25 protein-coding genes are annotated in these 26,888 nt (G+C 47.8%); all 25 read left to right on the top strand.

The window, feature by feature from the left end; genetic code table 11:
* Position 1: 1 nt before the first annotated feature.
* The 25 genes from WJM94_RS14310 (at position 2) to WJM94_RS14190 (ending at position 26,862) form a co-directional block, all read left to right on the top strand.
* Positions 2-1,468 (top strand): sigma-54 dependent transcriptional regulator, encoded by a 1,467-nt coding sequence (locus WJM94_RS14310; RefSeq protein WP_444494870.1) that lies wholly within the window; start codon positions 2-4, stop codon positions 1,466-1,468.
* A 394-nt stretch (positions 1,469-1,862) separates the two neighbouring features.
* Positions 1,863-2,894, top strand: a complete 1,032-nt coding sequence (locus tag WJM94_RS14305) for a sensor histidine kinase (protein ID WP_444494869.1) — start codon at positions 1,863-1,865, stop codon at positions 2,892-2,894.
* A 36-nt stretch (positions 2,895-2,930) separates the two neighbouring features.
* Positions 2,931-4,340: a sigma-54-dependent transcriptional regulator gene (locus WJM94_RS14300; RefSeq protein ID WP_444494868.1), complete on the top strand. Its 1,410-nt coding sequence runs from the start codon at positions 2,931-2,933 to the stop codon at positions 4,338-4,340.
* A gap of 125 nt (positions 4,341-4,465) precedes the next feature.
* Positions 4,466-4,777 (top strand): flagellar hook-basal body complex protein FliE, encoded by a 312-nt coding sequence (gene fliE / locus WJM94_RS14295; protein ID WP_444494867.1) that lies wholly within the window; start codon positions 4,466-4,468, stop codon positions 4,775-4,777.
* Between the two features lie 14 nt (positions 4,778-4,791).
* Complete coding sequence (fliF, locus tag WJM94_RS14290) at positions 4,792-6,534, top strand: flagellar basal-body MS-ring/collar protein FliF (protein WP_444494866.1); 1,743 nt, start codon at positions 4,792-4,794, stop codon at positions 6,532-6,534.
* Positions 6,527-7,582 (top strand): flagellar motor switch protein FliG, encoded by a 1,056-nt coding sequence (fliG, locus tag WJM94_RS14285; RefSeq protein ID WP_444494865.1) that lies wholly within the window; start codon positions 6,527-6,529, stop codon positions 7,580-7,582. Before fliF ends, fliG begins: the two co-directional genes overlap by 8 nt.
* Before the next feature lie 83 nt (positions 7,583-7,665).
* Positions 7,666-8,466, top strand: coding sequence for a flagellar assembly protein FliH (gene fliH / locus WJM94_RS14280; protein WP_444494864.1), 801 nt, complete (start codon positions 7,666-7,668; stop codon positions 8,464-8,466).
* A gap of 3 nt (positions 8,467-8,469) precedes the next feature.
* Complete coding sequence (fliI, locus tag WJM94_RS14275) at positions 8,470-9,789, top strand: flagellar protein export ATPase FliI (protein WP_444494863.1); 1,320 nt, start codon at positions 8,470-8,472, stop codon at positions 9,787-9,789.
* 6 nt (positions 9,790-9,795) lie between these two features.
* Positions 9,796-10,239 (top strand): flagellar export protein FliJ, encoded by a 444-nt coding sequence (fliJ, locus tag WJM94_RS14270; protein ID WP_444494862.1) that lies wholly within the window; start codon positions 9,796-9,798, stop codon positions 10,237-10,239.
* 184 nt (positions 10,240-10,423) lie between these two features.
* Entirely contained in the window at positions 10,424-12,301 is a 1,878-nt protein-coding gene (locus WJM94_RS14265; RefSeq protein WP_444494861.1) for a flagellar hook-length control protein FliK, read from the top strand.
* A 79-nt stretch (positions 12,302-12,380) separates the two neighbouring features.
* Positions 12,381-12,887: a flagellar basal body-associated protein FliL gene (gene fliL / locus WJM94_RS14260; protein ID WP_444494860.1), complete on the top strand. Its 507-nt coding sequence runs from the start codon at positions 12,381-12,383 to the stop codon at positions 12,885-12,887.
* A 7-nt stretch (positions 12,888-12,894) separates the two neighbouring features.
* The gene (gene fliM / locus WJM94_RS14255) at positions 12,895-13,941 is read left to right on the top strand and encodes a flagellar motor switch protein FliM (RefSeq protein WP_444494859.1); all 1,047 of its coding nucleotides are present in this window, start codon (positions 12,895-12,897) and stop codon (positions 13,939-13,941) included.
* A 58-nt stretch (positions 13,942-13,999) separates the two neighbouring features.
* The gene (gene fliN / locus WJM94_RS14250; protein ID WP_444494858.1) at positions 14,000-14,410 is read left to right on the top strand and encodes a flagellar motor switch protein FliN; all 411 of its coding nucleotides are present in this window, start codon (positions 14,000-14,002) and stop codon (positions 14,408-14,410) included.
* 56 nt (positions 14,411-14,466) lie between these two features.
* Positions 14,467-14,841 carry a flagellar biosynthetic protein FliO gene (fliO, locus tag WJM94_RS14245; protein ID WP_444495110.1) on the top strand — a complete coding sequence of 125 codons (375 nt, stop codon included), beginning with the start codon at positions 14,467-14,469 and terminating at the stop codon, positions 14,839-14,841.
* Positions 14,828-15,697: a flagellar type III secretion system pore protein FliP gene (gene fliP / locus WJM94_RS14240; RefSeq protein ID WP_444494857.1), complete on the top strand. Its 870-nt coding sequence runs from the start codon at positions 14,828-14,830 to the stop codon at positions 15,695-15,697. Before fliO ends, fliP begins: the two co-directional genes overlap by 14 nt.
* A gap of 25 nt (positions 15,698-15,722) precedes the next feature.
* Positions 15,723-15,992 carry a flagellar biosynthesis protein FliQ gene (gene fliQ / locus WJM94_RS14235; RefSeq protein WP_444494856.1) on the top strand — a complete coding sequence of 90 codons (270 nt, stop codon included), beginning with the start codon at positions 15,723-15,725 and terminating at the stop codon, positions 15,990-15,992.
* 8 nt (positions 15,993-16,000) lie between these two features.
* Positions 16,001-16,783: a flagellar biosynthetic protein FliR gene (gene fliR, locus WJM94_RS14230; RefSeq protein WP_444494855.1), complete on the top strand. Its 783-nt coding sequence runs from the start codon at positions 16,001-16,003 to the stop codon at positions 16,781-16,783.
* 3 nt (positions 16,784-16,786) lie between these two features.
* Positions 16,787-17,917 carry a flagellar biosynthesis protein FlhB gene (gene flhB / locus WJM94_RS14225; protein WP_444494854.1) on the top strand — a complete coding sequence of 377 codons (1,131 nt, stop codon included), beginning with the start codon at positions 16,787-16,789 and terminating at the stop codon, positions 17,915-17,917.
* A gap of 205 nt (positions 17,918-18,122) precedes the next feature.
* A complete protein-coding gene (flhA, locus tag WJM94_RS14220) occupies positions 18,123-20,222 on the top strand; it encodes a flagellar biosynthesis protein FlhA (RefSeq protein WP_444494853.1) in 2,100 nt (699 codons plus the stop codon).
* Between the two features lie 28 nt (positions 20,223-20,250).
* A complete protein-coding gene (flhF, locus tag WJM94_RS14215; protein ID WP_444494852.1) occupies positions 20,251-21,765 on the top strand; it encodes a flagellar biosynthesis protein FlhF in 1,515 nt (504 codons plus the stop codon).
* 14 nt (positions 21,766-21,779) lie between these two features.
* Positions 21,780-22,667, top strand: a complete 888-nt coding sequence (locus tag WJM94_RS14210; RefSeq protein WP_444494851.1) for a MinD/ParA family protein — start codon at positions 21,780-21,782, stop codon at positions 22,665-22,667.
* Positions 22,660-23,394, top strand: coding sequence for an RNA polymerase sigma factor FliA (locus WJM94_RS14205; RefSeq protein ID WP_444494850.1), 735 nt, complete (start codon positions 22,660-22,662; stop codon positions 23,392-23,394). Before WJM94_RS14210 ends, WJM94_RS14205 begins: the two co-directional genes overlap by 8 nt.
* Before the next feature lie 44 nt (positions 23,395-23,438).
* Positions 23,439-23,807, top strand: coding sequence for a chemotaxis response regulator CheY (cheY, locus tag WJM94_RS14200; RefSeq protein WP_444495109.1), 369 nt, complete (start codon positions 23,439-23,441; stop codon positions 23,805-23,807).
* Positions 23,808-23,922: 115 nt separating this feature from the next.
* Entirely contained in the window at positions 23,923-24,663 is a 741-nt protein-coding gene (locus tag WJM94_RS14195; RefSeq protein WP_444494849.1) for a protein phosphatase CheZ, read from the top strand.
* A 9-nt stretch (positions 24,664-24,672) separates the two neighbouring features.
* A complete protein-coding gene (locus WJM94_RS14190) occupies positions 24,673-26,862 on the top strand; it encodes a chemotaxis protein CheA (RefSeq protein WP_444494848.1) in 2,190 nt (729 codons plus the stop codon).
* Positions 26,863-26,888: the final 26 nt, after the last annotated feature.

Raw genomic sequence — 26,888 nt, 5'->3', positions numbered from 1 at the left:
TATGCATGGTTTGGCAAAGCTGCTTGTAATTGATGACGACGCTTCAAGTCGTTTAAATTTAAGCAATATATTGGAATTTGTTGGAGAAAGTTGCGAAGCTGTTAGCTCTGAACAGTTAGGCGACGTTGATTGGTCTGATCTATGGTCTGGATGCATTGTAGGTAACATTTCATCAGATCCGGCGGCTACCACCGTTATGGCTCATCTTAATGATGCATACCATATTCCACTGCTTATCATGGGCAGCTTTCCGTTGTCAGTTGACGACCTGCCAAGCTTTGTCGGAGAGCTGGAACTGCCTCTAAACTACCCGCAGCTTAGTAATGCGTTGCGTCACTGCAAAGACTTCCTCGGGCGTAAAGGTGTGAACGTGATCGCAAGTGAGCGAAAAAATACACTTTTCCGCAGTTTGGTCGGTCAGAGTCGCGGTATTCAGGAAGTTCGCCACCTTATTGAGCAAGTCGCGAAAACCGAAGCGAACGTTCTGATTCTTGGTGAATCTGGCACAGGTAAAGAAGTTGTAGCACGCAATATTCATTACCATTCCGCCTACTCTAATGGTCCGTTCGTGCCAATTAACTGTGGTGCGATCCCTCCTGAGCTTTTAGAAAGTGAACTGTTTGGCCACGAAAAAGGTGCTTTCACTGGTGCATTGACGTCTCGTAAAGGTCGATTTGAGTTGGCCGACGGCGGTACGCTATTTCTTGACGAGATTGGCGATATGCCTATGTCAATGCAGGTAAAGTTACTGCGCGTGCTGCAAGAGCGCTGTTTTGAGCGAGTGGGTGGCAACAATACCATTAAGGTCAATGTTCGGGTGGTAGCTGCAACACACCGCAATCTAGAGAGCATGATAGAAGAAGATACGTTCCGCGAAGACTTGTTTTATCGTCTCAACGTATTCCCAATTGAGATGCCAGCTCTCAAAGAGCGTAAACAAGACATCCCTTTATTACTGCAAGAATTGATGGCGCGCTTAGAGGCAGAGGGTGGTCAACCAATCTGCTTTACTCCACGTGCCATTAACTCTTTGATGGAACATGACTGGCCGGGCAACGTACGTGAACTTGCAAACCTTATTGAGCGCATGGTGATTTTGTACCCAAACAGCTTGATTGATGTGAATCACTTGCCAACCAAGTATCGTTACAGCGACATTCCGGAATTTCAGCCGGAAGGTAATCCTTTTGTTTCGATTGAAGAGCAAGAGCGTGATGTGTTCCAAGACATTTTCTCTGAAAATTTCAGCTTCGATGAGCTAAGTGATTTAGATCATAACGCCAATGCGCCACAGGAACTGCCACCAGAAGGCGTCAACCTGAAGGAACTGTTGGCTGAGCTTGAAGTCAACATGATCAGCCAGGCGCTTGAAGCGCAAGCTGGTGTCGTGGCACGAGCCGCAGACATGCTGGGAATGCGCCGCACTACATTGGTTGAAAAGATGCGTAAGTACAACTTACAACGTTAAAGCTGCAATCCGGTGTAATGCCGTTCACTTAACAGCGGTCAATATATTCCAGTTTACCGACATCCTGGACAGCGACGAAGGAGCGTGATTCAGGATCTTCTATCCGAGCACGTTGTTGTCAAAGAGTTTTCTAACTATTCTCAGCGTGCTGATATTAGATTCCTAGTCTCGCTAAGGCTCGCTGGAATGACCCTAAAAGAATCGCTAAGCGACTGGAATTTTCACTCCGGTGGACTGTTTTCTGGAACACCAAACCGTCTACATTCTTGTGTCAATTTTGTGTCAACTTATTGTCGCAATATAAGTTACTGATAAATATAAAAATATAGCTTGGTATGCTAATTGCTTACTAAGCTATTTTATTATTTAGTGGCGATATTTCGACAGGCAGTTAATGGAAAATAACACGAACCAATCCCATTTGGACTCAGTAGAAAATCAAGTCGAACGCTATAAGCAGGTACTGGATGTTATGCCGGCCGGGGTGATCCTGCTTGATACGTTTGGTGTGGTACGCGAAGCGAACCCGGAAGCACACCGCATCCTTGAAATTCCATTAGTCAACGAGAAGTGGTTTAACGTCATTCAGGCGGCATTTGATCCGCGTGAAGATGACGGCCATGAAGTATCCCTGCGAAATGGTCGCAAAGTTCGTTTAGCGATTTCCGCGTCCGAAACTGGCCAGCTTATCCTGATCACGGATTTAACTGAGACCCGCTTGTTGCAAGCCCGTGTGAGTGACTTACAACGCTTATCGTCACTAGGGCGTATGGTGGCATCTCTTGCTCATCAGGTCAGAACTCCCTTATCCAGCGCGATGCTCTACGCGTCAAACTTGGCTGCACCGAATCTTCCTCCAAATACGCGAGACCGATTTCAGAGCAAATTAATGGATCGACTGCATGATCTGGAAAAGCAGGTGAATGACATGCTGCTCTTTGCAAAAGGTGGTGATAACAAAGTCATTAAGCCATTTACGATTGCTCAGTTGGTTGCGGAATATCAGCCAATGGTTGAAGCAGCCTTAAAAAACAACAACATTGATTACTTTCTTGAAGTAGAAGAAGAGCATACAGGGCTGATTGGCAACGCGAACGCCATTGCATCGGCACTGAGCAACTTAGTCATGAATGCGATTCAGATGTCGGGTAAAGAGTCTCAAATCGATGTTTTCTTCCGTCCGGTAAACGGCGAGCTGCGCATCTCTGTGCAGGACAACGGGCCGGGTGTACCTACAGAGTTGCAAAGCAAAATTATGGAGCCATTTTTTACCACCCGTTCACAGGGAACAGGGTTAGGACTCGCCGTAGTTCAAATGGTTTGCCGTGCCCATGACGGTCGATTGGAACTCATTTCAGAGCAGGGTGATGGAGCCTGCTTCACCATGTGCATTCCACTAGAGCGAATGCAAGCAGAAGCGCAATAAGCGGCTTCTGCCAATAACAATTACTGGAGAATCAGAATGGCGCAAAGCAAAGTGCTGATCGTAGAAGACGACGAAGGTCTTCGTGAAGCCCTGGTGGATACTCTGGCTCTGGCAGGCTATGAGTGGCTGGAAGCAGATTGTGCAGAAGACGCACTAGTGAAACTAAAATCAAACGCAGTGGACATTGTCGTCTCCGATGTACAAATGGCCGGAATGGGTGGTCTGGCGCTGCTAAAAAACATCAAACAGAACTGGCCGAATCTGCCGGTTTTGCTGATGACGGCGTATGCCAATATTGAAGACGCGGTCTCTGCGATGAAAGACGGTGCGATTGACTACATGGCAAAGCCATTTGCGCCGGAAGTGTTGCTTAATATGGTCAGCCGTTATGCGCCAATCAAAAGTGATGACAGCGGCGATGCTGTGGTTGCCGATGAAAAAAGTCTACGACTATTAGCGCTGGCAGACCGTGTGGCACGCACTGACGCCAACGTCATGATTCTGGGACCAAGTGGTTCGGGCAAAGAAGTGATGTCGCGTTACATCCACAACGCTTCAAGCCGTAAGGATGGTCCTTTTGTTGCCATCAACTGTGCTGCTATCCCGGACAACATGCTCGAAGCCACGCTGTTTGGTTACGAAAAAGGCGCGTTTACCGGAGCAGTACAAGCGTGTCCGGGTAAATTTGAACAAGCGCAGGGCGGGACTATTTTGCTGGATGAAATCAGTGAAATGGATCTCAACCTTCAGGCAAAACTACTGCGTGTACTGCAAGAGCGTGAAGTCGAGCGATTAGGCAGTCGTAAGAGCATTAAACTGGATGTTCGAGTTTTGGCAACCAGTAACCGCGATCTTAAACAATATGTGTCGGAAGGTAACTTCCGCGATGACTTATATTACCGCCTCAATGTCTTCCCGATTGCATGGCCTGCACTGTGTGAGCGCAAAGGTGACATTGAGCCATTAGCAAAACATCTTGCTGAGCGTCATTGTGGCAAGATGGGTATGCCAGTACCGAAGCTTTCTGTATCTGCAGTAGCAAAATTGCTCGAATATTCATGGCCAGGTAACGTGCGCGAACTCGATAACGTCGTTCAACGTGCTCTTATCCTGAGTGAAAATGGCGACATTAGTGCTGAACACATTCTTTTAGAAGGTGTGGATTGGCAAGACGCAAATAGCCTTCAGCGAGTGATACAAAACGCTGAAGTATTGGTGCCGGATGTTAAGCCTGTTGCTCAGACAGAAAGCGTGAGTCGTATCGTGTCAGGCGGAGAAGGGTTAGGCAGCGAACTGCGTGATCAAGAATATACGATCATTCTCGATACGCTGGTTGAGTGTAATGGTCGCCGTAAGGAGATGGCCGAGAAACTTGGCATCAGCCCGCGAACCCTACGGTACAAACTGGCGAAAATGCGTGATGCCGGCATCGATATTCCTAGTTAATTTTCTGCATGCCAAGTCACAAGGCGAAAGTGTAAGTAGACAATATGCTTCCGCCTTCTGGCACGCTAATTGCTTTGATAATGAACAGTTTTATTAATAGTCAAACTTTTGGCTTCGAGGTAGTAATGAAAGTTGATGGTATTCAGGCAGATATGCGCGCCATGATGGTAGAGGCAACTAACACCGCTCCTACGGCAACAGGTGCGAAAGTTGGGGCAGATTTTGGTGATCTTCTGACTCAGGCCATCAATAACGTAAACACACTTCAAAAAACCTCGGGTGATCTGCAGACTCGCTTTGACCGAGGCGATGCCGATGTTTCCCTTTCTGACGTTATGATTGCCCGTAACAAATCCAGTGTCGCTTTTGACGCCACTGTTCAAATCCGCAATAAGCTCGTCGAGGCCTATAAAGACCTCATGAATATGCCAGTGTAATTTAGGTAATAAGTGTGGCAGACAAGTCTACAGATTTAACCGTCACTAATGGCGGTGCAGATGGTGTTCTGGTTGCGAACTCTGGAATTGATGTGGAAAGCCAAAATCCAGATCTAGAAGAGCGCAGTGCTTCCAAGCTCGATATGGCAGTCGGCGACCTGGATTTACTTCGTCAGGTCGTGCTCGTGCTGTCGATTTCTATCTGTGTTGCTTTGATCGTGATGCTATTCTTCTGGGTGAAAGAACCAGAGATGCGTCCGCTTGGCGCTTACCAGACGGAAGAACTGATCCCGGTTCTTGATTATCTCGATCAGCAAAAAATCGATTACAAGCTGGACGGCAATACTGTGTCCGTTGAAGCGAGTGACTACAACTCTATCAAGCTTGGGATGGTACGTGCCGGTGTCAATCAGGCAACGGAAGCTGGCGATGATATCTTGCTGCAAGATATGGGCTTTGGGGTTTCTCAGCGCCTGGAGCAAGAGCGACTGAAACTCAGTCGTGAGAGACAACTCGCTCAAGCTATTGAAGAGATGAAGCAGGTTCGTAAAGCTCGCGTACTACTGGCGTTGCCAAAGCACAGCGTATTTGTTCGTCATAACCAAGATGCCTCTGCTTCTGTTTTCCTGACTTTATCTACTGGTGCAAACCTTAAGCAGCAGGAAGTCGACTCCATCGTTGACATGGTAGCAAGTGCCGTACCGGGAATGAAAACTTCCCGTATTACCGTGACCGATCAGCATGGTCGTCTGCTGAGCTCAGGATCGGAAGACCCTGCCTCTGCCGCTCGACGTAAAGAACAAGAGTTGGAGCGTAATCAAGAGCAGGCACTTCGCGAGAAAATTGATTCGGTGCTGCTGCCAATCTTAGGCGTCGGCAACTATACCGCACAGGTCGATATCAAAATGGACTTCAGCGCCGTGGAGCAAACGCGTAAACGCTTTGACCCAAATACACCGGCGACACGCAGTGAATACGCACTGGAAGATTACAACAACGGCAACATGGTTGCCGGTATTCCAGGCGCGCTGAGTAACCAGCCACCGGCGGATGCTTCGATTCCACAAGACGTAGCGCAGATGAAAGATGGCTCTTTGATGGGACAAGGCTCAGTGCGTAAAGAATCCACACGTAACTTTGAGTTAGACACCACGATCAGCCACGAGCGTAAACAAACGGGAACCCTTGCCCGCCAGACGGTGTCAGTCGCGATCAAAGAACGTCGCCAGGTTAATCCTGATACTGGTGAAGTGACGTACACGCCAGCGTCTGAAGCCGAAATAAATGCGATTCGTCAGGTGTTGATTGGTGCGGTCGGTTTTGATGAGTCACGTGGTGACTTACTTAACGTGTTAAGTGTGAAGTTTGCAGAGCCGGAAGCTGAGCTCATTGTCGATCAACCAATCTGGGAACATCCGAACTTCAACGATTGGGTTCGATGGTTTGCCAGTGCTTTGGTCATCATCGTAGTTGTGCTTGTTCTTGTTCGCCCGGCGATGAGGAAACTGCTTAACCCAACCGGCGATGATGAAGACGAAATGTATGGACCTGATGGTCTGCCAATTGGCGCGAATGGTGAAACTAGCTTACTGGGCAGCGACATCGAAAGCGGTGAGTTGTTTGAGTTCGGCTCAAGTATTGATCTGCCTAACTTACATAAAGATGAAGATGTGCTGAAAGCAGTCCGTGCACTAGTTGCAAACGAGCCTGAACTGGCAGCGCAAGTTGTGAAAAACTGGATGAATGAAAATGGCTAACGATATCGTACCTCAAGATGAACGTGGCGCTGGTATGCCAATTACGTTTGATGCATCAACCATTAGTGGTGATGATAAAGCGGCCATTTTGTTGTTAAGTCTTAACGAGCAAGATGCGGCGGGGATCATACGCCATCTGGAACCAAAACAGGTGCAGCGCGTCGGTAGTGCGATGGCTCGGGCAAAAGATTTGAGTCAGGAAAAAGTATCTGCGGTTCACCGTGCCTTTTTAGAAGACATTCAGAAGTACACCAACATCGGTATGGGCAGCGAAGATTTCATGCGTAATGCATTGATCGCCGCTCTGGGTGAAGACAAAGCGAACAACTTAGTTGATCAAATTTTGCTTGGCACCGGCTCGAAAGGTCTGGATTCGTTGAAATGGATGGATCCGCGTCAGGTGGCAAGCATCATCGTCAACGAACACCCACAAATCCAAACGATTGTTCTTTCGTACCTAGATGCGGATCAGTCAGCGGAAATCCTGTCACAATTCCCGGAGCGTGTGCGTCTGGACTTGATGATGCGTATTGCCAACCTTGAAGAAGTCCAGCCATCAGCATTGGCAGAGCTTAACGAAATCATGGAGAAACAGTTCGCAGGTCAGGCGGGTGCACAAGCGGCGAAGATTGGCGGTCTGAAAGCGGCAGCCGAGATCATGAACTACCTGGACAACAACGTCGAAGGTATCTTGATGGAGCAAATCCGCGATCAGGACGAAGACATGGCGACGCAAATTCAGGATCTCATGTTCGTCTTCGAAAATCTGGCGGAAGTTGACGATCAAGGTATTCAGAGACTGCTGCGTGATGTACCACAAGATGTGTTGCAGAAAGCCCTGAAAGGTGCAGACGATTCCCTTCGTGAGAAAGTGTTTAAGAACATGTCGAAACGTGCCGCTGAGATGATGCGTGATGACATTGAAGCGATGCCACCAGTACGGGTTGCCGATGTGGAATCGGCGCAGAAAGAGGTTCTCGCGATTGCTCGCCGTATGGCAGATGCTGGTGAGCTCATGTTGTCTGGCGGCGCAGACGAATTCTTGTAATCCCTATTGCCCTGCGTTCTCCTATTGCAGGGCATCTTCCCTTCAAAATCGAATACACATAACCGAACATAAATAGGTAACCCATGGCTGGCGATAGAAAACGTGGATTTATCCGCCCCGACGAAGATGATGCGATGATCGAACCGCAACGCTGGGGACTTCCTGACTATGGTGAGCCAAAAGCCAAGCAAGCCAGACAGACTGCGTTGAATTACGACCCCGGCTGGATACCGAGCTTTGACGAACCAGAAGAAGAGCAAGTTCTGCAGTTGACCGAAGAGCAGATCGAATTAATCAAGCAAGGCGCTTATCAGGAAGGGTTGTATCAAGGTCAGGAAGCGGGCTTTAAACAAGGTTATGACAAAGGCAAAGAAGAAGGCCTACAAGCTGGTCATGCTGAAGGTTTAGAGCTTGGTAAAGCCGAAGGGATTAGTGCAGGGCAAGCGTTCATTCAACAGCAGGTAGAAGTCTTTATGAACCTGGCTAATCAGTTTGCCCAGCCACTGGAGCTGATGAACGCTCAGGTAGAGAAACAGCTGGTGGATATGGTGTTGTGCCTCGTGAAAGAAGTGGTGCACGTAGAAGTCCAGACCAACCCACAAATTATTCTCGATACCGTCAAGCAGTCGGCTGAAGCCTTGCCGATCTCAGGCCATCCAATTACGTTGCACCTTAATCCGGAAGATGTGGTCATCATTCGCTCAGCGTATGGGGAGCAAGATTTAGATTGCCGTAACTGGACACTGGTCTCTGAACCGTCTCTCAATCGTGGTGATGTGCAGATCGAAGCGGGTGAGTCGAGCATCAACTACCGTATGGAAGAGCGCATTAAAAACGTGCTGCATAGTTTTTGCGGCGCAAACCGCCACCAAGAGGGTGAGTAACCCATGTTAGCGCTGGCCGACCGTTTAAAAAACTACAAAGTAGAAGGCTTAACCACGCGACCGGTTGCTTCAGGTAAGCTGGTACGTGTTGTCGGATTGACGTTAGAAGCCACAGGATGCCGGGCTCCTATCGGCAGTTTATGTCTGGTCGAAACCATGTCAGGACATATGGAAGCTGAGGTGGTGGGTTTCTCCGGCGACAACCTGTTTTTAATGCCGAGTGAGCAAATCACCGGGATTTTACCCGGCGCTAAAGTCACGCCATTAACCAGTGATGCAGGCCTGCCTGTTGGGATGGAGTTACTTGGGCGTGTCATTGACGGTGTTGGTAATCCACTTGATGGACTTGGTCCTATCTACACTGATCGTCGTGCTTCATTTAATGCCGATCCCATCAACCCACTGGCACGTAAACCTATCTCGGAGCCTCTTGATGTGGGCTTAAAGGCGGTCAATGGTTTGCTGACGGTTGGTAAAGGTCAGCGAATTGGCTTGTTCGCAGGCTCTGGTGTCGGTAAATCGGTTACGCTGGGTATGATGACCAGAGGCACCACCGCTCAAGTCGTTGTCGTTGGGCTGATTGGTGAGCGTGGACGAGAAGTAAAAGAGTTCATCGAAGAGATCTTGGGTGAAGAAGGGCGTCGCCGCTCGGTAGTGGTCGCCGCGCCTGCCGATTCTTCTCCTTTGATGCGTTTAAAAGGCTGTCAGACCGCACTCACCATCGCAGAATACTTCCGCGACCAAGGTTTGGATGTACTGCTATTAATGGATTCGTTGACACGCTTTGCTCAGGCTCAGCGTGAAATTGCATTGTCAGTAGGTGAGCCTCCTGCAACTAAAGGTTATCCACCATCGGTATTTGCCAAACTACCCGCACTGGTCGAACGTGCTGGTAACGGTAGTGCAGAACAGGGCTCAATCACCGCATTTTTCACCGTTCTGACAGAAGGTGATGACCTGCAAGACCCGATTGCCGATGCGTCTCGGGCAATCCTCGATGGCCACATCGTGTTGTCACGAGAAATGGCCGATGCGGGTCACTATCCGGCCATTGATGTCGAAAAATCCGTCAGCCGTGTAATGCCGCAGATCACTACCGAAGAGCATGTTCTGATGTCGAAAGCCGTACGCCAGGTGTTGTCGATTTGCCGTAAAAATCAGGATTTGGTTTCCATCGGCGCTTATAAGCCGGGTACCGATCCGGTGATTGATAGTGCATTCACGCTCAAGCCAAAGTTAGATGAATATTTGCAACAGCGCATGAAAGAGTCTGTGCCATATGATATGTGCGTCAACATGCTGAGAAGCATATTAGGTGGGTAATAGCGTATGAACAATGCAATGGAATTCTTGCTTGAACAAGCCAAAGAGCGAGAAGATCAAGCGGTGCTAGCTCTGAATAAAGCGCGTTCGGAGCTTGAGAGTTATTACCGCCAAGTTGAGCAGATTGAAAAATATCGTCTCGACTACTGCCAGCAGTTAGTTGACCGGGGGCAAGCAGGGCTAACGGCAAGTCAATATGGTCATCTGAACCGATTTCTTACTCAGCTTGATGAAACGTTATCCAAGCAAAAACAAGCGGAAAGCCATTTCAAAGAGCAGGTTGAAAACGGCAAAGAGTATTGGCTGAAAATGCGTAAAGAGCGAATGTCATACGAATGGATGATAGAAAAGCGCGTCAAAGAGAAACAAGTTTTGGAAGCCAGACGTGAGCAGAAACAAATGGATGAATTCTCGACCCTGCTCTATAGCCGCAAGTTAAAACCACTTTAAATTGCTTTAGATGCCGCTCGTCCTGCCTTTACTGCATTCCTACATTGTCAGAAGAAATAGTGTCAGAATTTTAACGCTATGTATTGGCGTGATTTTTGCTAATTCCCCTCTAGTAATTCAAATGACCTCTGATTTGCAATTTGCCTGCGCCGTTTTATGTGATGCCAAGAACGAGAAGATTTATATGAATGTGAATTTGACTAATGTTTCTGCGACTAGCAAGGCATCGGTTTCCGAGTCTGGCGCAAAAACGTCAGCAGAAGGTTCAGAAAGCAAAGGTTTTTTGGAAACCTTGGCGGGCGTTTTCACAGTTTCACAAAAGAACCAAGCTTCTCTGGCTAATCCCGTAATACAAGCAAATGAAGTAGAGGATTCATCCTCTGTCCAGTTCATGCAGTCACAAGGCGAAAGTCAAGAAACAGTCACTGTTGAAGGCAAAAATGAAAATCAGTCGACCGATGCTTTGTTAGCGAAAGAGAGTGATCAGGAAACCTCTGACGATCAAGTCGTTGCCTTGGTAAAGCAAGATAGCGAAACCGAAAGCAAAGCGGAAGCAGCGAAAAACTCTGCTGAGGTGGAGAGTACGGCGGACTCTGACCATGATGCTTCTGAGACAATGATCAGCAAATCAGATCAACAGGACGCCAAGAGCGATAAAGCTGACGCTCACGATGTGAAGCGATCGATGGATGAAGGTCAGCAATTACTCGGGCGTATTGAACAAGCGCAGCAAACATTAAAGCCTCATAGCCAAGACGCGAACAGCGGCAAGGGTTTGCCCCCTCAAATTGTCGGTGGTTTTTCTAACACTTACGACACTAACAACAAAAGCATCAAGAGTTCTGATGAAGTGGAACTGGGTGGCAAAGCGACGGGTTTTGCTCCTGCAGAGTCGGGTTCTGAACTGCCAGAATGGCAACCACAGTATGTCCAGGAGCTTCAAACGGAATCTGGCTTGGAGCAACATGGCGAGGAAATTGAAGGCATCGCGCAAGTGACAAATATACTTCGCGACGTTTCTGATGATTTTGATTCTAAGTTGGTTCAGCGCATCTCGATAGAAGACATAGAAGAGATTGATACCAAACTGGCTCAGGGGAAACCGCTCACCAGTCATGAGGTTGAAATCATTGAGGAGCTGAAAAGCGGAACGTTAGTTGCTGACTTAACGGAGCAAACATTCGCTCAGTTGGCTGCTCTGCCAGATGAGGTAAAAGTGGTGCTTTCAGAATCGCTTACCACTCAACATAGTGCGATGCGTCAAACGTCAGAAGCGGCGATGACTCAGCAGAGCCAGCAAGTGGTTACTCCGGATGTGAAACAACCGACAGTTGCTGACAAAGCGGCTTTGCCTGTCACGCCAGAAGCATTAGCAACGGCAAGCCTGAATCCTGCCATGCAGCAGGTGGTGGTTAATACCGAAGTCGGCAATAAAGCCATGAACGCTGCATTGGTTGCCGGTTCACTAAAAACTACAGTACTAAAAACCACAACGGACAAGCATGACACAACCGAACCACAGCAAGGTTTGGCTGGTCAGTTGCAGGCAGCGGTTAACCAGCAAGGCGTAACGACGCCTCAGCAGGCTAGAGCCGTCGATGCTGCGCAGCAAGCGCAATTACCGTTACAGCTGACTAAAGAGTTGGCAAATGACCAAGTAGCGGAAAAAGTGCAAATGATGATGTCGAAGAACTTAAAGAACCTCGATATTCGTCTCGATCCACCTGAGCTTGGCCGAATGCAGATTCGGATGACGATGAACAGTGATTTAACTAATGTGCATTTTACCGTTACCAATCCACAGGCTCGGGAGATCATTGAACAAACACTGCCTCGCCTGCGAGAAATGCTGGCTCAGCAAGGTATGCAGTTGGCCGAATCGTCGGTGCAGCAGCAAAGCAGTGGTCAGCAACAGAGTGGTTATGCAGCGACAGAACAGAATAGGCAGGGCACTGTTGGCCGAGGTTTCTCTTCTGGTCAGTCAGACGACAACGTTGATGCTGACATCGAACTGAATGTGAAGGTAACGTCACCGCGTGATGGAATTAGTTTCTACGCATAGCGTCAATGAAGTGGTCTGTAGAACACAGATATGTCTGGTTTTCGGGCAGATAACATAAAACAAAGAATAAGAGATAAGAATGGCTGAAGAACAGTTACAAGGGGCAGGCGCACCAAAAGGCAAAGGTAAGCTACTGATCATTATCATCGCGGTCGTCGTCCTGTTACTGGGAGGTGGTGCAGCGGCGTTCTTTTTCATGGGTGCGGATGAGCCTGCTCAAACGGCAGAATCGGATTCTCAACAAACTCAAGCGACGACAGCAGTCAATCCGATTGTGTATGTGAATCTTCCACAACCGTTTCTTTTCAATGTAACGGGAGACAGCCGTGACAGACTGGTACAAATCAAAACTCAGTTAATGGTTCGTGGTTCTGAAAATGAGCAGTTAGCGCGTTACCATTCGCCACTGATTGAAAGCTCTTTACTGTCGACGTTTGCTTCTGCAACGGTTGAACAGCTGCGTTCGCCAACTGGTCGAGTGGAGTTACGCACTCGCGCTTCGGAAGACATCAAAGCGGCACTGAACGCTGCCGTCGGTAAGCCAGTGATTGAAAAAGTACTGTTTACAGATTTTGTTATTCAATAGGTAAAACGTGACCGATCTATTAAGCCAAGACGAAATTGATGCGTTGTTGCATGGCGTTGACGATGTTGATGACATTGACGAATCCATAAACAACGACCCCGGTGCTGCCGTCAGTTTTGATTTTTCGTCTCAAGACCGAATTGTACGCGGCCGAATGCCGACGCTCGAGCTTATCAACGAGCGTTTTGCCCGCCATATGCGTATTAGTCTGTTCAATATGTTACGCAAAACGGCAGAAGTGTCGATTAACGGCGTACAGATGATGAAGTTTGGTGAGTACCAAAATACGCTGTATGTGCCAACCAGTTTAAACATGGTTCGTTTCCGTCCGCTAAAAGGCACGGCACTGATCACCATGGAAGCCCGTCTGGTTTTTATTCTGGTAGAAAACTTTTTTGGTGGTGATGGTCGTTTCCACGCCAAAATTGAAGGCCGTGAATTTACTCCTACTGAGCGACGCATTATCCAGCTTTTGTTGAAAATCGTCTTCGAAGATTACAAGGAGTCATGGTCGCCAGTGATGGGAGTGGAGTTCGAGTATCTCGACTCTGAAGTGAACCCGAGTATGGCAAATATCGTCAGTCCAACGGAAGTGATCGTCGTCAGTTCGTTCCATATCGAAGTGGATGGGGGCGGCGGAGACTTTCATGTGGTGATGCCTTACTCCATGGTTGAACCCATCCGTGAACTGTTGGATGCGGGCGTGCAGTCGGACAAGATGGAAACCGATGTTCGCTGGAGTTCAGCTCTGCGTGAAGAGATCATGGATTGCCCGGTTAACTTCCGTGTGAACCTACTGGAAAAAAACATCTCACTGCGTGATTTGATGGAACTGCAACCGGGGGACATCATCCCAATTGAAATGCCGGAACATGCGACCATGTTTGTCGAAGATTTGCCGACTTATCGAGTCAAAATGGGCCGTTCGGAAGAAAAAATGGCCGTACAGATTTCACAAGAAATTCAACGCCCTCATGTAGTGAAAACAGATTTAGCCTTCTTGGGTAAAGACATCATGTCTGAGCTTGAGAAAGACAATGACACAGAAGATTAAGATACCTTACTGAAATCGCATGTTATGGCGTGAGTAAGGCTAAGCACAGGATAGTAAAATGGAACGAAGTGACGATCAAAAGCTTGCAGATGAATGGGCAGCCGCTCTTGGCGAAGATCCGTCTGCACCGTCTATTGATGTAAATGAAGTTTTGGCAGCACCGCTTGAGGAGTTGAGAGATACGTCGAGCCCAATCTCAGATGATGAGCGTCGTAAACTCGATACGATTATGGATATCCCGGTGACGATTTCTATGGAAGTTGGTCGCTCCCAAATCAGTATTCGTAATCTACTGCAACTGAATCAGGGCTCGGTGGTCGAACTTGACCGTTTGGCTGGCGAATCTCTTGATGTCTTGGTTAACGGTACTTTGATTGCTCACGGAGAAGTGGTTGTAGTGAATGACAAGTTTGGTATTCGTTTGACTGACGTTATCAGTCAGACAGAACGCATTAAGAAGCTGCGCTAATGGTGGTCAATTCAGCCAAACTGCGATTGAAGCAACTTTTGGGGGCGCTTGGCTTAATGCTGAGTGCGCCTCATGCATTGTCTGCAGCACCCATTTCAACGGCACCAACGAATCTCGATTTAGCCACCACGCTTGGTTCTTTAGTGCTGGTCATCGGCGTTATATTGTTGCTTGCGTGGTTGTTAAAACGCATGAAAGTGCCAGCACTCGGACAGCAAAAAGGTTTACGTATCGTCAGCCAGCTACCCGTCGGGCCTAAAGAACGCATCGCTGTTGTTCATGTCGGTGAAGAGCAGTTCTTAGTCGGCATCACCAGCCAATCCATTCAGACGTTAGCCAAGCTTGAAAAACCGCTCAAAGAGGAAGATCTGACGAGCAGTGCTTTTGCCCACCAATTTAGCCAACTGATTAAAAAAAATGACAAAGGGTAATCCTATTCGCCTGCTCATTAGCACCTTGATACTGCTGATGAGTATGCTGTTTTCTTCACTTTCGTTTGCTCAGGTGGAGGAATCTCCGCTACCCGATAATTTGGCAGATGGCACCAGCGTCACGGTTCAGGCAATGCAGAGTGACAAGGGGGCCAGCCGCTTGATGTCGGTCACGAATAGCGGTGGTATTCCTGCCTTTACTATGACGACTAACCCGGACGGCAGCGAAGACTATTCCATCACGCTGCAAATTCTTGCCTTGATGACCATGCTGGGTTTTTTGCCGGCGATGGTGATTTTGATGACTTCATTTACCCGAATCGTCGTGGTGATGTCGATACTTCGTCAGGCAATGGGTCTGCAACAAACGCCGTCGAATCAGGTGATCATTGGTATCGCACTTTTCCTCACTTTCTTTGTGATGTCACCGGTTCTAAACGAGATCAATGAGAACGCTATTCAGCCATATTTGAATGAGCAGGTGACAGCGCGTGAAGCGTTCGATGCCGCTCAGGTGCCAATGAAAGCTTTTATGCTAAAGCAGACGCGAATTAAGGATTTGGAAACCTTCGTCAATATGTCTGGCGAGCAGGTGACCAACCCAGAAGATGTATCAATGGCCGTGCTGATTCCGGCGTTTATTACCTCAGAGCTGAAAACCGCCTTCCAAATCGGTTTTATGTTGTTCTTGCCGTTTTTGATCATCGATCTTGTGGTGGCCTCCGTACTCATGGCGATGGGTATGATGATGTTGTCTCCGATGATTGTTTCCCTGCCATTTAAGCTGATGCTGTTCGTGCTGGTGGATGGCTGGAATTTGATATTGTCGACGCTCGCCGGCAGTTTTGCCCTTTAGATTCGCGCAGGTTAGAGGATAAAACATGACACCAGAAATGTTTGTCGAGCTGTTCCGTGAAGCGCTGTGGATGGTGCTGATCATGGTCTGCGCCATTATCATTCCGAGCTTGCTTATTGGTCTTCTCGTGGCAATTTTTCAGGCGGCGACATCCATTAACGAACAGACGTTGAGCTTCTTGCCGCGTTTGATTATTACTTTGCTTGCTCTGATGCTCTTTGGTCACTGGATGACACAAATGTTGATGGAGTACTTCTTCGGCTTGATTGAGCGTCTGCCTCAGGTGTTGTACTAGAGGCACTTATGGAATACCCGGCTGATATCGTCCTTGATTGGATCGCCAATTACTTTTGGCCTTATGTCCGAATCTCTTCCATGTTAATGGTGATGACGGTCACTGGCGCGCGTTTTGTTTCTCCTCGAATACGTCTCTACCTTGGTCTGGCGATCACGTTTGCAGTCATGCCCGCGATTCCCACCGTTCCACAAGATATCGAGCTGGTTTCTTTTCGCGGTTTTATGACTATTGTGGAACAGATGATTATCGGCATCGCGATGGGCATGGTCACTCAATTCATGGTTCAGACTTTCGTTCTGCTTGGCCAAATTCTGGGCATGCAATCCAGTTTGGGTTTTGCCTCGATGGTTGATCCCGCCAATGGACAAAGTACGCCGTTGCTCGGCCAGTTGTTCATGTTCTTAACCACGATGTTTTTTCTTTCGACAGACGGGCATTTAAAGATGCTGCAGCTGGTGGTCTTCAGCTTTAAAACATTACCGATCGGTTCCGGTACTTTAACTACAGTGGATTTTCGCGAGCTGGCGAGCTGGCTTGGCATCATGTTCAAAACCGCGTTGAGTATGTCGCTATCTGGGATTATTGCTTTGCTGACTATCAACCTGTCATTTGGTGTCATGACCCGTGCCGCACCGCAGTTAAACATCTTCTCGCTTGGCTTCGCGTTTGCCTTAATGGTGGGGTTATTACTTTGTTGGTACATTTTGGCTGGCCTTTACAGTCATTATGAATTGTTCTGGGCAGTGGGTGAGGAGCAAGTTTGCCGCCTCATTCGTTTGGAGTGCTAGGATTTGGCAGAGTCAGACGGTCAGGAACGCACCGAAGAAGCCACGCCCCGACGGTTACAACAAGCCAGAGAAAAGGGGCAGGTCGCTCGTTCCAAAGAACTTGCATCGGCGTTAGTGCTGATCGTTGGCGCGATCTCGTTGATGTGGTTTGGCGAGGCATTAGCGCGCTCGTTATTTTCCATTATGAGCCGGCTATTTAACCTGACCCGAGATGAAATCTTCGATACCGCAAAGTTGTTTGATATCGCATTAGGCGCGATGACAAATTTACTTTTCCCGCTATTTCTTATTTTGATCACCTTATTTGTCGCGGCCTTGATCGGCGCGGCTGGCGTCGGTGGCATCAGCTTTTCCGCCGAAGCAGCAATGCCTAAGTTATCAAAAATGAATCCGCTTAGCGGCCTCAAGCGTATGGTTGGCATGCAAAGTTGGGTTGAACTGATTAAATCGATCCTCAAAGTTGTGTTGGTCACTGGGATCGCCATCTATTTGATTCAGGCTTCGCAAGCGGATTTGATCCAGTTAAGTATGGATGTTTACCCGCAGAACATTTTCCATGCTCTCGATATCTTGTTGAACTTTGTCTTGCTGATCAGTTGTTCACTGCTGATCGTGGTCGCGATAGACATTCCGTTCCAGATCTGGCAACACTCAGAACAACTGAAAATGACCAAGCAAGAGGTCAAAGATGAATACAAAGAGACGGAAGGTAAGCCCGAAGTTAAAGGTCGAATCCGCATGTTGCAAAGGGAGGCTGCTCAGCGCCGTATGATGGCCGATGTACCTCAAGCGGATGTCATCATCACCAACCCGGAGCACTTCTCGGTCGCGCTGCGCTATAAGCAGAAAACGGATCGAGCTCCCGTTGTTATTGCCAAAGGCACTGACCATATGGCAATGAAAATCCGTGAAGTGGCACGTGAACATGACATTACTATTGTCCCTGCGCCGCCACTGGCAAGGGCGTTGTACCACAGCACGGAACTGGAACAAGAAATTCCGGATGGATTGTTTACCGCAGTGGCGCAGGTCCTGGCATTTGTCTTCCAGTTAAAACAGTATCGCAAGCGTGGTGGCCAAAGGCCTAAGCTTCAGGATTACGATTTGCCAATCCCACCAGAATATCGTCACTAACGTTGACTGAACGTCAAATAAAAATCTGCATATTCAGTGGTTTGTGAACTTGCCGAGTGTTTAGTCATTATTTTGGCGCAATCATGGTACGTAGATTGCTTAAAATGTCATAACTATCAACAATACCTAAACTTTTAGGCAAAAGTCGTCGCGTAAAAGCCTACAACTGACGTGATGCTTCAAATCGATTGAGATACCTAGCAGTATGAAGTTAAGCCTGCCATTTGCAGATAAATTGCCACGAATTCGTCAGCGTGAAATACCAGCTATTGGTGCACCTGTTATGGTTTTAGCCACCCTTGCAATGGTGGTTTTGCCAATCCCTGCATTCTTGCTGGATATGTTTTTCACCTTCAATATCGCCTTATCCATGGTGGTGTTGTTAGTGACGGTTTACACCCGACGTCCGCTAGACTTTGCTGCATTTCCTACCGTACTGCTTATCGCCACACTGCTGCGTCTCGCACTGAATGTCGCCTCGACTCGTGTTGTGCTGTTACACGGCCACGAAGGCGGTGATGCGGCAGGTAACGTCATCGAGGCATTTGGTAACGTTGTGATTGGTGGTAACTACGCCGTTGGTCTGGTTGTTTTCCTCATTTTGATGATCATTAACTTTATGGTGGTGACCAAAGGTGCAGGTCGTATTTCTGAGGTAAGTGCTCGCTTTACTCTGGATGCCTTACCGGGTAAGCAGATGGCAATTGATGCAGACTTAAATGCGGGACTCATCGATCAGGAACAAGCGCGCGTCCGCCGTTTTGAAGTGACCAAAGAAGCTGATTTCTACGGCTCAATGGATGGTGCGTCTAAGTTTGTAAAAGGGGATGCGATTGCCGGCATCCTAATTCTGTTTATCAACATCATTGGTGGTCTTTCCATCGGTATGGCGCAATACGGTTTGGGTTTTGGTGACGCCATTGAAATCTACACTTTGCTGACCATTGGTGATGGTCTGGTTGCACAGATCCCGTCGTTATTGCTGTCGATTGCCGCTGCCATGATGGTCACACGTCAAAACACCGATGAAGACATGGGCGAGCAGTTGATTTTCCAAATGTTCGATAATCCGAAAGCGCTGATGATCACGGCCGCAATTCTCGGTGTGATGGGTATTGTTCCGGGAATGCCGCACTTTGCGTTTCTGTCTTTAGCCGTCACGGCCGGAGCGGGCGCTTACTTCATCGACAAGCGTCAAAAACAGAAAGCGAAAGAGCCAGCACTGCCGGAAAAAGCACAAGATGGTAGCGAGCCAATTTCCCAGCGTGAGCTCTCCTGGGACGACGTGCAACCCGTCGATATTATCGGTTTGGAAGTTGGCTATCGCTTGATTCCACTGGTGGACAGGGACCAAGGTGGTGAATTGCTCGAACGTGTCAAAGGCGTGCGTAAAAAGCTCTCTCAGGATTTCGGTTTTCTCATTCCTGCGGTACACATTAGGGACAACCTTGAGCTGACACCAAACAGCTACCGAATCACTTTAATGGGTGTCGCTGTCGGTGAGGCTGAAATCCGACCGGATCAAGAACTTGCCATTAACCCTGGTCAGGTATACGGCATGATTGATGGTGAGCCGACGATGGACCCTGCTTTTGGACTGGAAGCGGTATGGATTCGTGAAGATCAACGAGAGCATGCACAGGCACTGGGCTACACGGTGGTCGACTCATCAACCGTTCTTGCAACACACCTCAGTCAACTGCTCACCAACAACGCTGCGCAGTTGATTGGTCACGAAGAGGTCCAGAACCTGTTGGAGATGCTTGGTCGAAGTGCGCCTAAGCTGGTGGAGAGTTTTGTACCGGATCAGCTGCCACTGGGTGTGGTGGTGAAAGTGTTGCAAAATCTGCTCAATGAAGCGATTCCGATTCGTGATATCCGTACCATCGTCCAAACGTTGGCCGAGTACTCAAGTAAGAGTCAAGATCCCGACATCTTAACGGCAGCAGCGCGCATCAGTCTTAAACGCCTAATTGTTCAGGAAATCAATGGAATAGAGCCAGAGTTGCCAGTGATTACCCTGATTCCGGAGCTGGAACAAATATTGCATCAAACTATGCAAGCATCAGGCGGTGAATCTGCGGGCATTGAACCGGGACTTGCTGAGCGAATGCAATCTTCACTAAGCCGGGCAACGCAAGAGCAAGAGCTAAAAGGCGAACCTGCCGTTCTGCTGACTTCTGGCGTGCTGCGTTCCACATTGGCTAAATTTGTGAAGAACACAATACCTAATCTCCGGGTACTGTCTTATCAGGAAATTCCGGATGAAAAACAGATAAGAATTGTGCAAGCCGTGGGTAACTAATCTCACGCATCATTAATGGACTCATAGTTTGAAAATAAAGCGATTTTTTGCCAAAGACATGCGAACAGCGCTGCTCCAAGTAAAAGAGGAGTTGGGTGCGGAAGCGGTAATCATGTCGAATAAGAAAGTGGCAGGTGGAGTAGCTATTGTTGCGGCGATTGATAGCGATGCTAATCCGTCTTTACCCAATACTTCTGCGCAATTGAATCGTGGAGCTTCCCAATCGAATCGCTTTAACGAACATCGTCAAATGTCATCATCGTTAACTGGTCGTTTTCAGGAACGCAGCTTAGATGACGATAAAATTAGCCTGAGAAGTAATAAAACGAACGAAAAATCAGGTTCAATGACGCAGCGTTTTGCGAGCATGCTTAAGCAGTACAGTGGCGGTGGTTCTGATTCTGGAGAGCACGTCGCAGAAAACGAAGACTCTTTGTCAGCGTTGTTACAACGTCAAACCAAACATCGCGATGGTTACAATCAAGAAAAGCCAGCTCCTTATCAACCAGATTCCCCGTTAGCAAAACTGATTGCTCAGGATGACCGTTTTGAGCGTCCGACGCCGAAGCTTGACCCAACACGTTATGATAGACGCAAACCTTCTGACTCACGTGATGAGTCGGTGTCTGAGCTGGAAAACATGCGTGAAGAGATGACCTCTATTCGTCGTCTTTTGGAGCATCAGGTTTCGGGATTGATGTGGCAAGAAGTAGAGCGTCGTGAACCGCTAAGAGCCATGCTTATCAAACGTCTGGAGCGAATGGGGGTGTCCCCGGAATTAGCGGATCAAATGGCGTGTTATATTCCAGAAGACACCAAACCAGCGCGAGCATGGAAGGCGTTACTCTCACTCGTGGCGGATCAAATCCAGATTCCCAAGCAAGATATTTTAAAACGTGGTGGTGTGGTTGCCCTGCTTGGTCCTACTGGTGTCGGAAAAACGACCACAGTGGCAAAGCTTGCGGCACGTGCCGCCATGGAATACGGTGCAGACAATGTCGCACTGGTGACAACCGATACTTATCGTATTGGTGCACATGAGCAGCTTTCAATTTACGGGAGAATTATGGGTTGTCCTGTAAGAGTTGCTAAAGATTCTAAAGAGTTAGCCGATGTAATATATCAGCTACGAAACAGAAGATTGATTTTGGTTGATACGGCAGGGATGGGGCAACGAGATGTGAGGCTGACTGAGCAACTCGATACCCTGATGCAAGAGAGCGGAGAAGTGATTCACAGCTACCTTGTTTTGCCCGCTACCGCACAACGTCGCGTTCTCCAAGAAACGCTGGAACATTTCAGACGTATTCCACTGTCGGGCTGTATTATGACTAAACTTGATGAATCACTAAGTTTAGGCGAATTCATCAGTGTGGTGATTCAGAATGCACTGCCAGTGGCTTACATCGCTAATGGCCAGCGCGTACCAGAAGACATTGTGATAGCACAACCAAAATACATGCTTGCGAAAGCAAATGAACTGTTAGAGAAGTCGACAGAGAACGAACCTCACTTTTGGAACAGTGACAGCGAAGGACTCTAGGGCGGCGGATTACTATGACTGAGAATATGATACATGATCAAGCAAGCGGCCTCCGTCGCTTAACACAGCCATCATTGACCAAGGTAATTGCTGTTACTGGTGGTAAAGGTGGTGTGGGAAAATCAAACGTAACACTGGGTTTGGCGATCTCTATGGCTCGTCAAGGCAAAAAAGTGATGGTTCTCGATGCAGACTTAGGTCTGGCTAATGTCGACGTCATGCTTGGTATCCGTACAAAGCGTAACTTAGGACATGTCCTGGCGGGTGAATGTGAGCTGAAAGATGCGATTGCTGAAGGCCCTTACGGCATTAAGGTAATCCCGGCAACTTCTGGCACGCAGAGCATGACCGAACTGTCTCATGCTCAACATGCCGGACTCATTCGTGCTTTTGGTAGTCTTGAAGACGAAATGGATGTCCTGCTGATTGATACTGCGGCAGGTATTTCTGACATGGTGATCAGTTTTTCACGTGCGGCTCAAGATGTAGTGGTGGTGGTGTGTGATGAACCAACCTCAATCACGGATGCGTACGCGTTAATTAAATTGCTGAGCAAAGAGCATCAGGTTCAACGCTTTAAAGTGGTTGCGAACATGGTTCGTAGCTACCGTGAAGGGCGTGAATTGTTTGCGAAACTGACGCTTGTCACTGAGCGATTCTTGAGTGTAAGTCTTGAGCTGGTCGCCTGTATTCCGTTAGACGATAACGTACGGCAGGCAGTTAAACGACAAAAAATTGTCGTAGATGCGTATCCACGCTCGCCAGCAGCTTTAGCGATCAGCTCATTAGCAAACAAGGCGTTAACGTGGCCAATTCCGAAAACCCCGAGCGGACACTTGGAGTTTTTTGTTGAAAGGCTGCTAAGTCGTAGCGAGTTCATAGAGGATCCGTTTGGTGAATAATGCAGTAACCTATAACCAACACGGTAAATTCAATAGTCAGCAGGCGTTCATTGAGCGTTACTCTGTGTTAGTTAAGCGTATTGCTCATCACCTTTTAGGTCGTTTACCGCCAAGTGTTCAGGTAGAGGATTTAATTCAGGCTGGCATGATTGGTCTTATCGAAGCTCAGCAGAATTACGATGGTACTAAAGGTGCGAGCTTTGAAACGTATGCTGGTATCCGTATTCGCGGAGCAATGTTAGACGACATGCGTAAAGGCGACTGGGTACCGCGATCTGTCCATAAAAATAATCGCGAAATTAATCAGGCGATCGCAGAGCTGGAAGGCATTCTGAATCGTGACCCGAGTGACTCGGAAGTAGCAGCGCATCTCGGGATGTCACTAAATCAATACCATAGTGCATTAACCGATATAAACTGCTCAAAGTTAGTCGGTATTGAGGATTTAGGTGTTTCGGATGACGTAATTTCACCTGCTGACGAAAGCGATGACAGCAACCCGTTTAAAGGCGTAGCCGATGAGTCGTTTCGTAATGCACTGGTTGAGTCAATAAAACAGCTTCCGGAGCGCGAAGCTTTGGTTCTTTCACTTTATTATGACGAAGAACTGAATTTAAAAGAGATTGGCGATGTATTGGGTGTAAGCGAATCTCGCGTAAGTCAAATACTGAGTCAATCGATGCAACGTTTACGCACCAAGCTCAGTGCGTGGACACAAAATAATTAAAAACACTGACTTACGATTCAGTGGAGGCAATTTTGAATAAAAACATGAAGATCCTTATTGTTGACGATTTCTCAACAATGCGCCGTATTGTTAAAAACCTGCTTCGTGATTTGGGTTTCAATAACACGCAGGAAGCAGACGACGGTTTAACTGCTTTACCAATGCTGAAAAAAGGTGACTTCGATTTTGTGGTAACGGATTGGAACATGCCTGGTATGCAAGGTATCGATCTACTTAAACATATCCGAGCAGATGCTGATCTTAAGCACCTTCCAGTTCTGATGATCACCGCTGAAGCCAAGCGCGAGCAGATCATCGCTGCTGCTCAGGCCGGTGTTAATGGTTACATCGTGAAGCCATTCACTGCTGCAACATTAAAAGAAAAACTAGAGAAAATTTTCGAGCGTTTATAACTCTCTTACTCTTTGTTATTCGAGTCATTTATACCAAATAAAAAATACTCAAAAATGGCTCGATTAGCGTTTCCCAAAGCGAAAAGAAGAACTAAGCGTAAAGGGTCTATTCAGAATGATCTCACTAGAGCAGGCGAAGTCGCTCGTTCAGATGCTAGAGAACGGGCAACAAGAGCAAGCTAATATGCTCGTTGCCTCGTTATATGACGGTACCGAGAATCCAATGCTTCAAGAAATTGGAGCCTTAACTCGTGATCTTCACGATTCACTAAATCAGTTCAATCTCGATCAGCGCATGACCGAAATTGCGCAAGATGAAATCCCTGATGCCAGGGATCGTCTGAACTATGTGATTGAGAAAACGGAACTGGCAGCCAATAAGACGATGGATGCAGTCGATTGCTGTCTTCCGATTGCCGATAACTTAAATGATTGCCTGCAACAAGTCCGTCCTCAATGGAATGAACTGATGCGCGGTCGCATTGAGCTAAGCGAATTCAAATCACTTTGTCATCGGATCGACGAACTACTCGTTCAGGTCGAAGGTGACAGTACTGAGTTGCGCGGTCAATTGACTGAAATCCTCATGGCACAAGATTTCCAGGACTTAACTGGCCAAATTATTCGCCGAGTCATTACATTGGTGAATGAAGTTGAAGGCCGTTTAGTCGATATCCTCACCGTTTTCTCTGGCAACAAACCAGAAGAACAGGCTCAAGTTTTGGCGAAACCTGCCGATAAAAAGGTGAAACCATCTAGTGAAGCCGAGGGCCCAATTCTTCATGCTGAATTGAGAGAAGATGCGGTTTCATCGCAGGACGAAGTCGATGACTTGTTGTCCAGTCTTGGATTTTAAAGGTAACGTATGAGCTACGATTTAGACGAAGATATCCTTCAGGACTTCCTCATTGAAGCTGGGGAAATTCTCGAGTTGCTTTCTGAGCAGTTGGTAGAATTGGAAAACAACCCTGATGACAAAGACTTACTTAATGCTATTTTTCGAGGATTTCATACGGTAAAAGGGGGCGCAGGCTTCCTTTCATTGACTGAGCTGGTTGATACTTGCCATGGTGCGGAGAACGTATTTGACGTATTGAGAAATGGTCAACGTTCCGTTACGCCAAAGCTTATGGATACCATGCTAAAGGCGCTAGATACGGTCAATACTCAGTTCCAGGCAGTACAAGAGCGTGAAGTGCCTGTCGCGGCAGACCCTGAACTTCTTGAAGATCTCCACCGCTTATGCAAACCAGAGTCAGAAAGCGATGAGCTTACCACAGCGTGTACCGCGTCTGTCTCCGCACCAGAACCAGTGATTCCTGATCTTGTTATTGAAAGGCACGCTGCGCCTGCAGCAGATTCAAGTGTTGGTTCTGTGGACGAAATTACTCAAGACGAATTCGAAAAGTTATTGGATGAACTGCACGGAAAGGGCGCTGCACCTGGTGTGGCTAAATCTGTCCCTACTGCGACAGCACAAGCTAGCGCCTCTGTGAGTGATAGCGGTGATATTACTGATGACGAATTTGAACGTCTGCTTGATGAACTTCATGGTGTAGGAAAGAGCCCATCGAATTCGATGACAGCTCCAGTTGAGCCACCAAAAGCGCTGGAACCTGTGACTCCAATAAGTGACGTATCCTCCAGTGACAGTGATTTGATGACGGATGAAGAGTTTGAGAAATTACTGGATGAACTGCATGGAACGGGAAAAGGACCGTCGGTTGAAGAACTCGATATGGCGACTAAGCCGGCATCTGCAAACGTAAAAGCAGAAACGCCGAAAGCACCAGTTGCTGCACCACAGCCTCAAGCGCAACCCGTCGTAGTAAAAGAAGACACTAAAGTTTCGGCACCTGCGGTTAAAAAGCCACAAGCGGATGCAACAGTACGTGTTGATACCTCAACGCTTGATACCATCATGAATATGGTCGGTGAGTTAGTGTTGGTGCGTAACCGTTTATTAAGTCTTGGCTTAAATAGCAACGATGAAGAAATGTCGAAAGCGGTGGCGAACTTAGACGTTGTAACCGCTGACCTGCAAGGTGCGGTAATGAAGACGCGCATGCAGCCAATCAAAAAAGTGTTTGGCCGCTTCCCGCGTGTCGTTCGAGACTTGGCGCGTAACCTGAATAAAGACATTGTGCTGGAAATGCGTGGTGAAGAAACGGATCTCGATAAAAACCTGGTTGAGGCGCTGGCCGATCCATTGATCCACTTGGTTCGTAACTCGGTAGACCATGGCATTGAAATGCCAGATGACCGTGTAAAAGCAGGTAAATCGCAGACAGGTAAAGTGATTCTTTCTGCATCTCAGGAAGGGGATCACATTGAGCTGGCGATCGTCGATGACGGTGGCGGCATGGATCCGAACAAACTTCGTGGTATTGCCGTCAAACGCGGCATGATGGATGAAGATGCCGCTGCTCGCCTGACTGACAAAGAGTGTTTCAACTTAATTTTTGCGCCGGGTTTCTCAAGCAAAGAGAAGATCTCTGATATCTCTGGTCGTGGCGTTGGGATGGATGTGGTGAAAACCGCAATCAATACCCTCAATGGTTCCATCGATATCGATTCTGAACTAGGCAAAGGCACTAAAATTACCATCAAAGTGCCGCTAACATTAGCGATCTTACCAACCCTGATGGTTGGTGTCGGTGGCCATCCGTTTGCGTTACCGTTGGCATCGGTTAATGAAATCTTCCATTTAGATTTAAGTCGCACGAATGTGGTGGATGGTCAGCTGACGATTATTGTTCGTGATAAATCGATTCCATTGTTCTATCTGCAAAACTGGCTGGCGACTAAGTCTCCTCGAGTTCAGGAGCGTACTGGCCACGGTCACGTTGTCATTGTTCAGATAGGCAGTCAACGTGTTGGTTTTGTCGTTGATACGCTGATAGGGCAAGAAGAAGTGGTCATCAAACCGCTGGATAAATTATTGCAAGGTACGCCTGGTATGGCGGGTGCGACTATCACTAGTGATGGTCACATCGCATTGATTCTTGATGTGCCAGATTTACTTAAGCGATACGCATCGGCTTCACGCATCTAAGCAAAGCTGACGTTTAGAAAAGGAAT

The sequence above is a fragment of the Vibrio sp. YIC-376 genome, from assembly GCF_052353105.1.
GTDB lineage: Bacteria > Pseudomonadota > Gammaproteobacteria > Enterobacterales > Vibrionaceae > Vibrio.
This window is presented reverse-complemented; position numbering and strand designations above follow the sequence as displayed.

What these genes read in the sequence shown, in the direction of transcription:
- WJM94_RS14310 (WP_444494870.1), top strand. Translation starts at nt 2, where the DNA reads ATGCATGGTTTGGCAAAGCTGCTTGTAATTGATGACGACGCTTCAAGT.
- WJM94_RS14305 (WP_444494869.1), top strand. Translation starts at nt 1,863, where the DNA reads ATGGAAAATAACACGAACCAATCCCATTTGGACTCAGTAGAAAATCAA.
- WJM94_RS14300 (WP_444494868.1), top strand. Translation starts at nt 2,931, where the DNA reads ATGGCGCAAAGCAAAGTGCTGATCGTAGAAGACGACGAAGGTCTTCGT.
- fliE (WP_444494867.1), top strand. Translation starts at nt 4,466, where the DNA reads ATGAAAGTTGATGGTATTCAGGCAGATATGCGCGCCATGATGGTAGAG.
- fliG (WP_444494865.1), top strand. Translation starts at nt 6,527, where the DNA reads ATGGCTAACGATATCGTACCTCAAGATGAACGTGGCGCTGGTATGCCA.
- fliH (WP_444494864.1), top strand. Translation starts at nt 7,666, where the DNA reads ATGGCTGGCGATAGAAAACGTGGATTTATCCGCCCCGACGAAGATGAT.
- fliI (WP_444494863.1), top strand. Translation starts at nt 8,470, where the DNA reads ATGTTAGCGCTGGCCGACCGTTTAAAAAACTACAAAGTAGAAGGCTTA.
- fliJ (WP_444494862.1), top strand. Translation starts at nt 9,796, where the DNA reads ATGAACAATGCAATGGAATTCTTGCTTGAACAAGCCAAAGAGCGAGAA.
- WJM94_RS14265 (WP_444494861.1), top strand. Translation starts at nt 10,424, where the DNA reads ATGAATGTGAATTTGACTAATGTTTCTGCGACTAGCAAGGCATCGGTT.
- fliL (WP_444494860.1), top strand. Translation starts at nt 12,381, where the DNA reads ATGGCTGAAGAACAGTTACAAGGGGCAGGCGCACCAAAAGGCAAAGGT.
- fliN (WP_444494858.1), top strand. Translation starts at nt 14,000, where the DNA reads ATGGAACGAAGTGACGATCAAAAGCTTGCAGATGAATGGGCAGCCGCT.
- fliO (WP_444495110.1), top strand. Translation starts at nt 14,467, where the DNA reads ATGCTGAGTGCGCCTCATGCATTGTCTGCAGCACCCATTTCAACGGCA.
- fliP (WP_444494857.1), top strand. Translation starts at nt 14,828, where the DNA reads ATGACAAAGGGTAATCCTATTCGCCTGCTCATTAGCACCTTGATACTG.
- fliQ (WP_444494856.1), top strand. Translation starts at nt 15,723, where the DNA reads ATGACACCAGAAATGTTTGTCGAGCTGTTCCGTGAAGCGCTGTGGATG.
- fliR (WP_444494855.1), top strand. Translation starts at nt 16,001, where the DNA reads ATGGAATACCCGGCTGATATCGTCCTTGATTGGATCGCCAATTACTTT.
- flhA (WP_444494853.1), top strand. Translation starts at nt 18,123, where the DNA reads ATGAAGTTAAGCCTGCCATTTGCAGATAAATTGCCACGAATTCGTCAG.
- WJM94_RS14210 (WP_444494851.1), top strand. Translation starts at nt 21,780, where the DNA reads ATGACTGAGAATATGATACATGATCAAGCAAGCGGCCTCCGTCGCTTA.
- cheY (WP_444495109.1), top strand. Translation starts at nt 23,439, where the DNA reads ATGAAGATCCTTATTGTTGACGATTTCTCAACAATGCGCCGTATTGTT.
- WJM94_RS14195 (WP_444494849.1), top strand. Translation starts at nt 23,923, where the DNA reads ATGATCTCACTAGAGCAGGCGAAGTCGCTCGTTCAGATGCTAGAGAAC.
- WJM94_RS14190 (WP_444494848.1), top strand. Translation starts at nt 24,673, where the DNA reads ATGAGCTACGATTTAGACGAAGATATCCTTCAGGACTTCCTCATTGAA.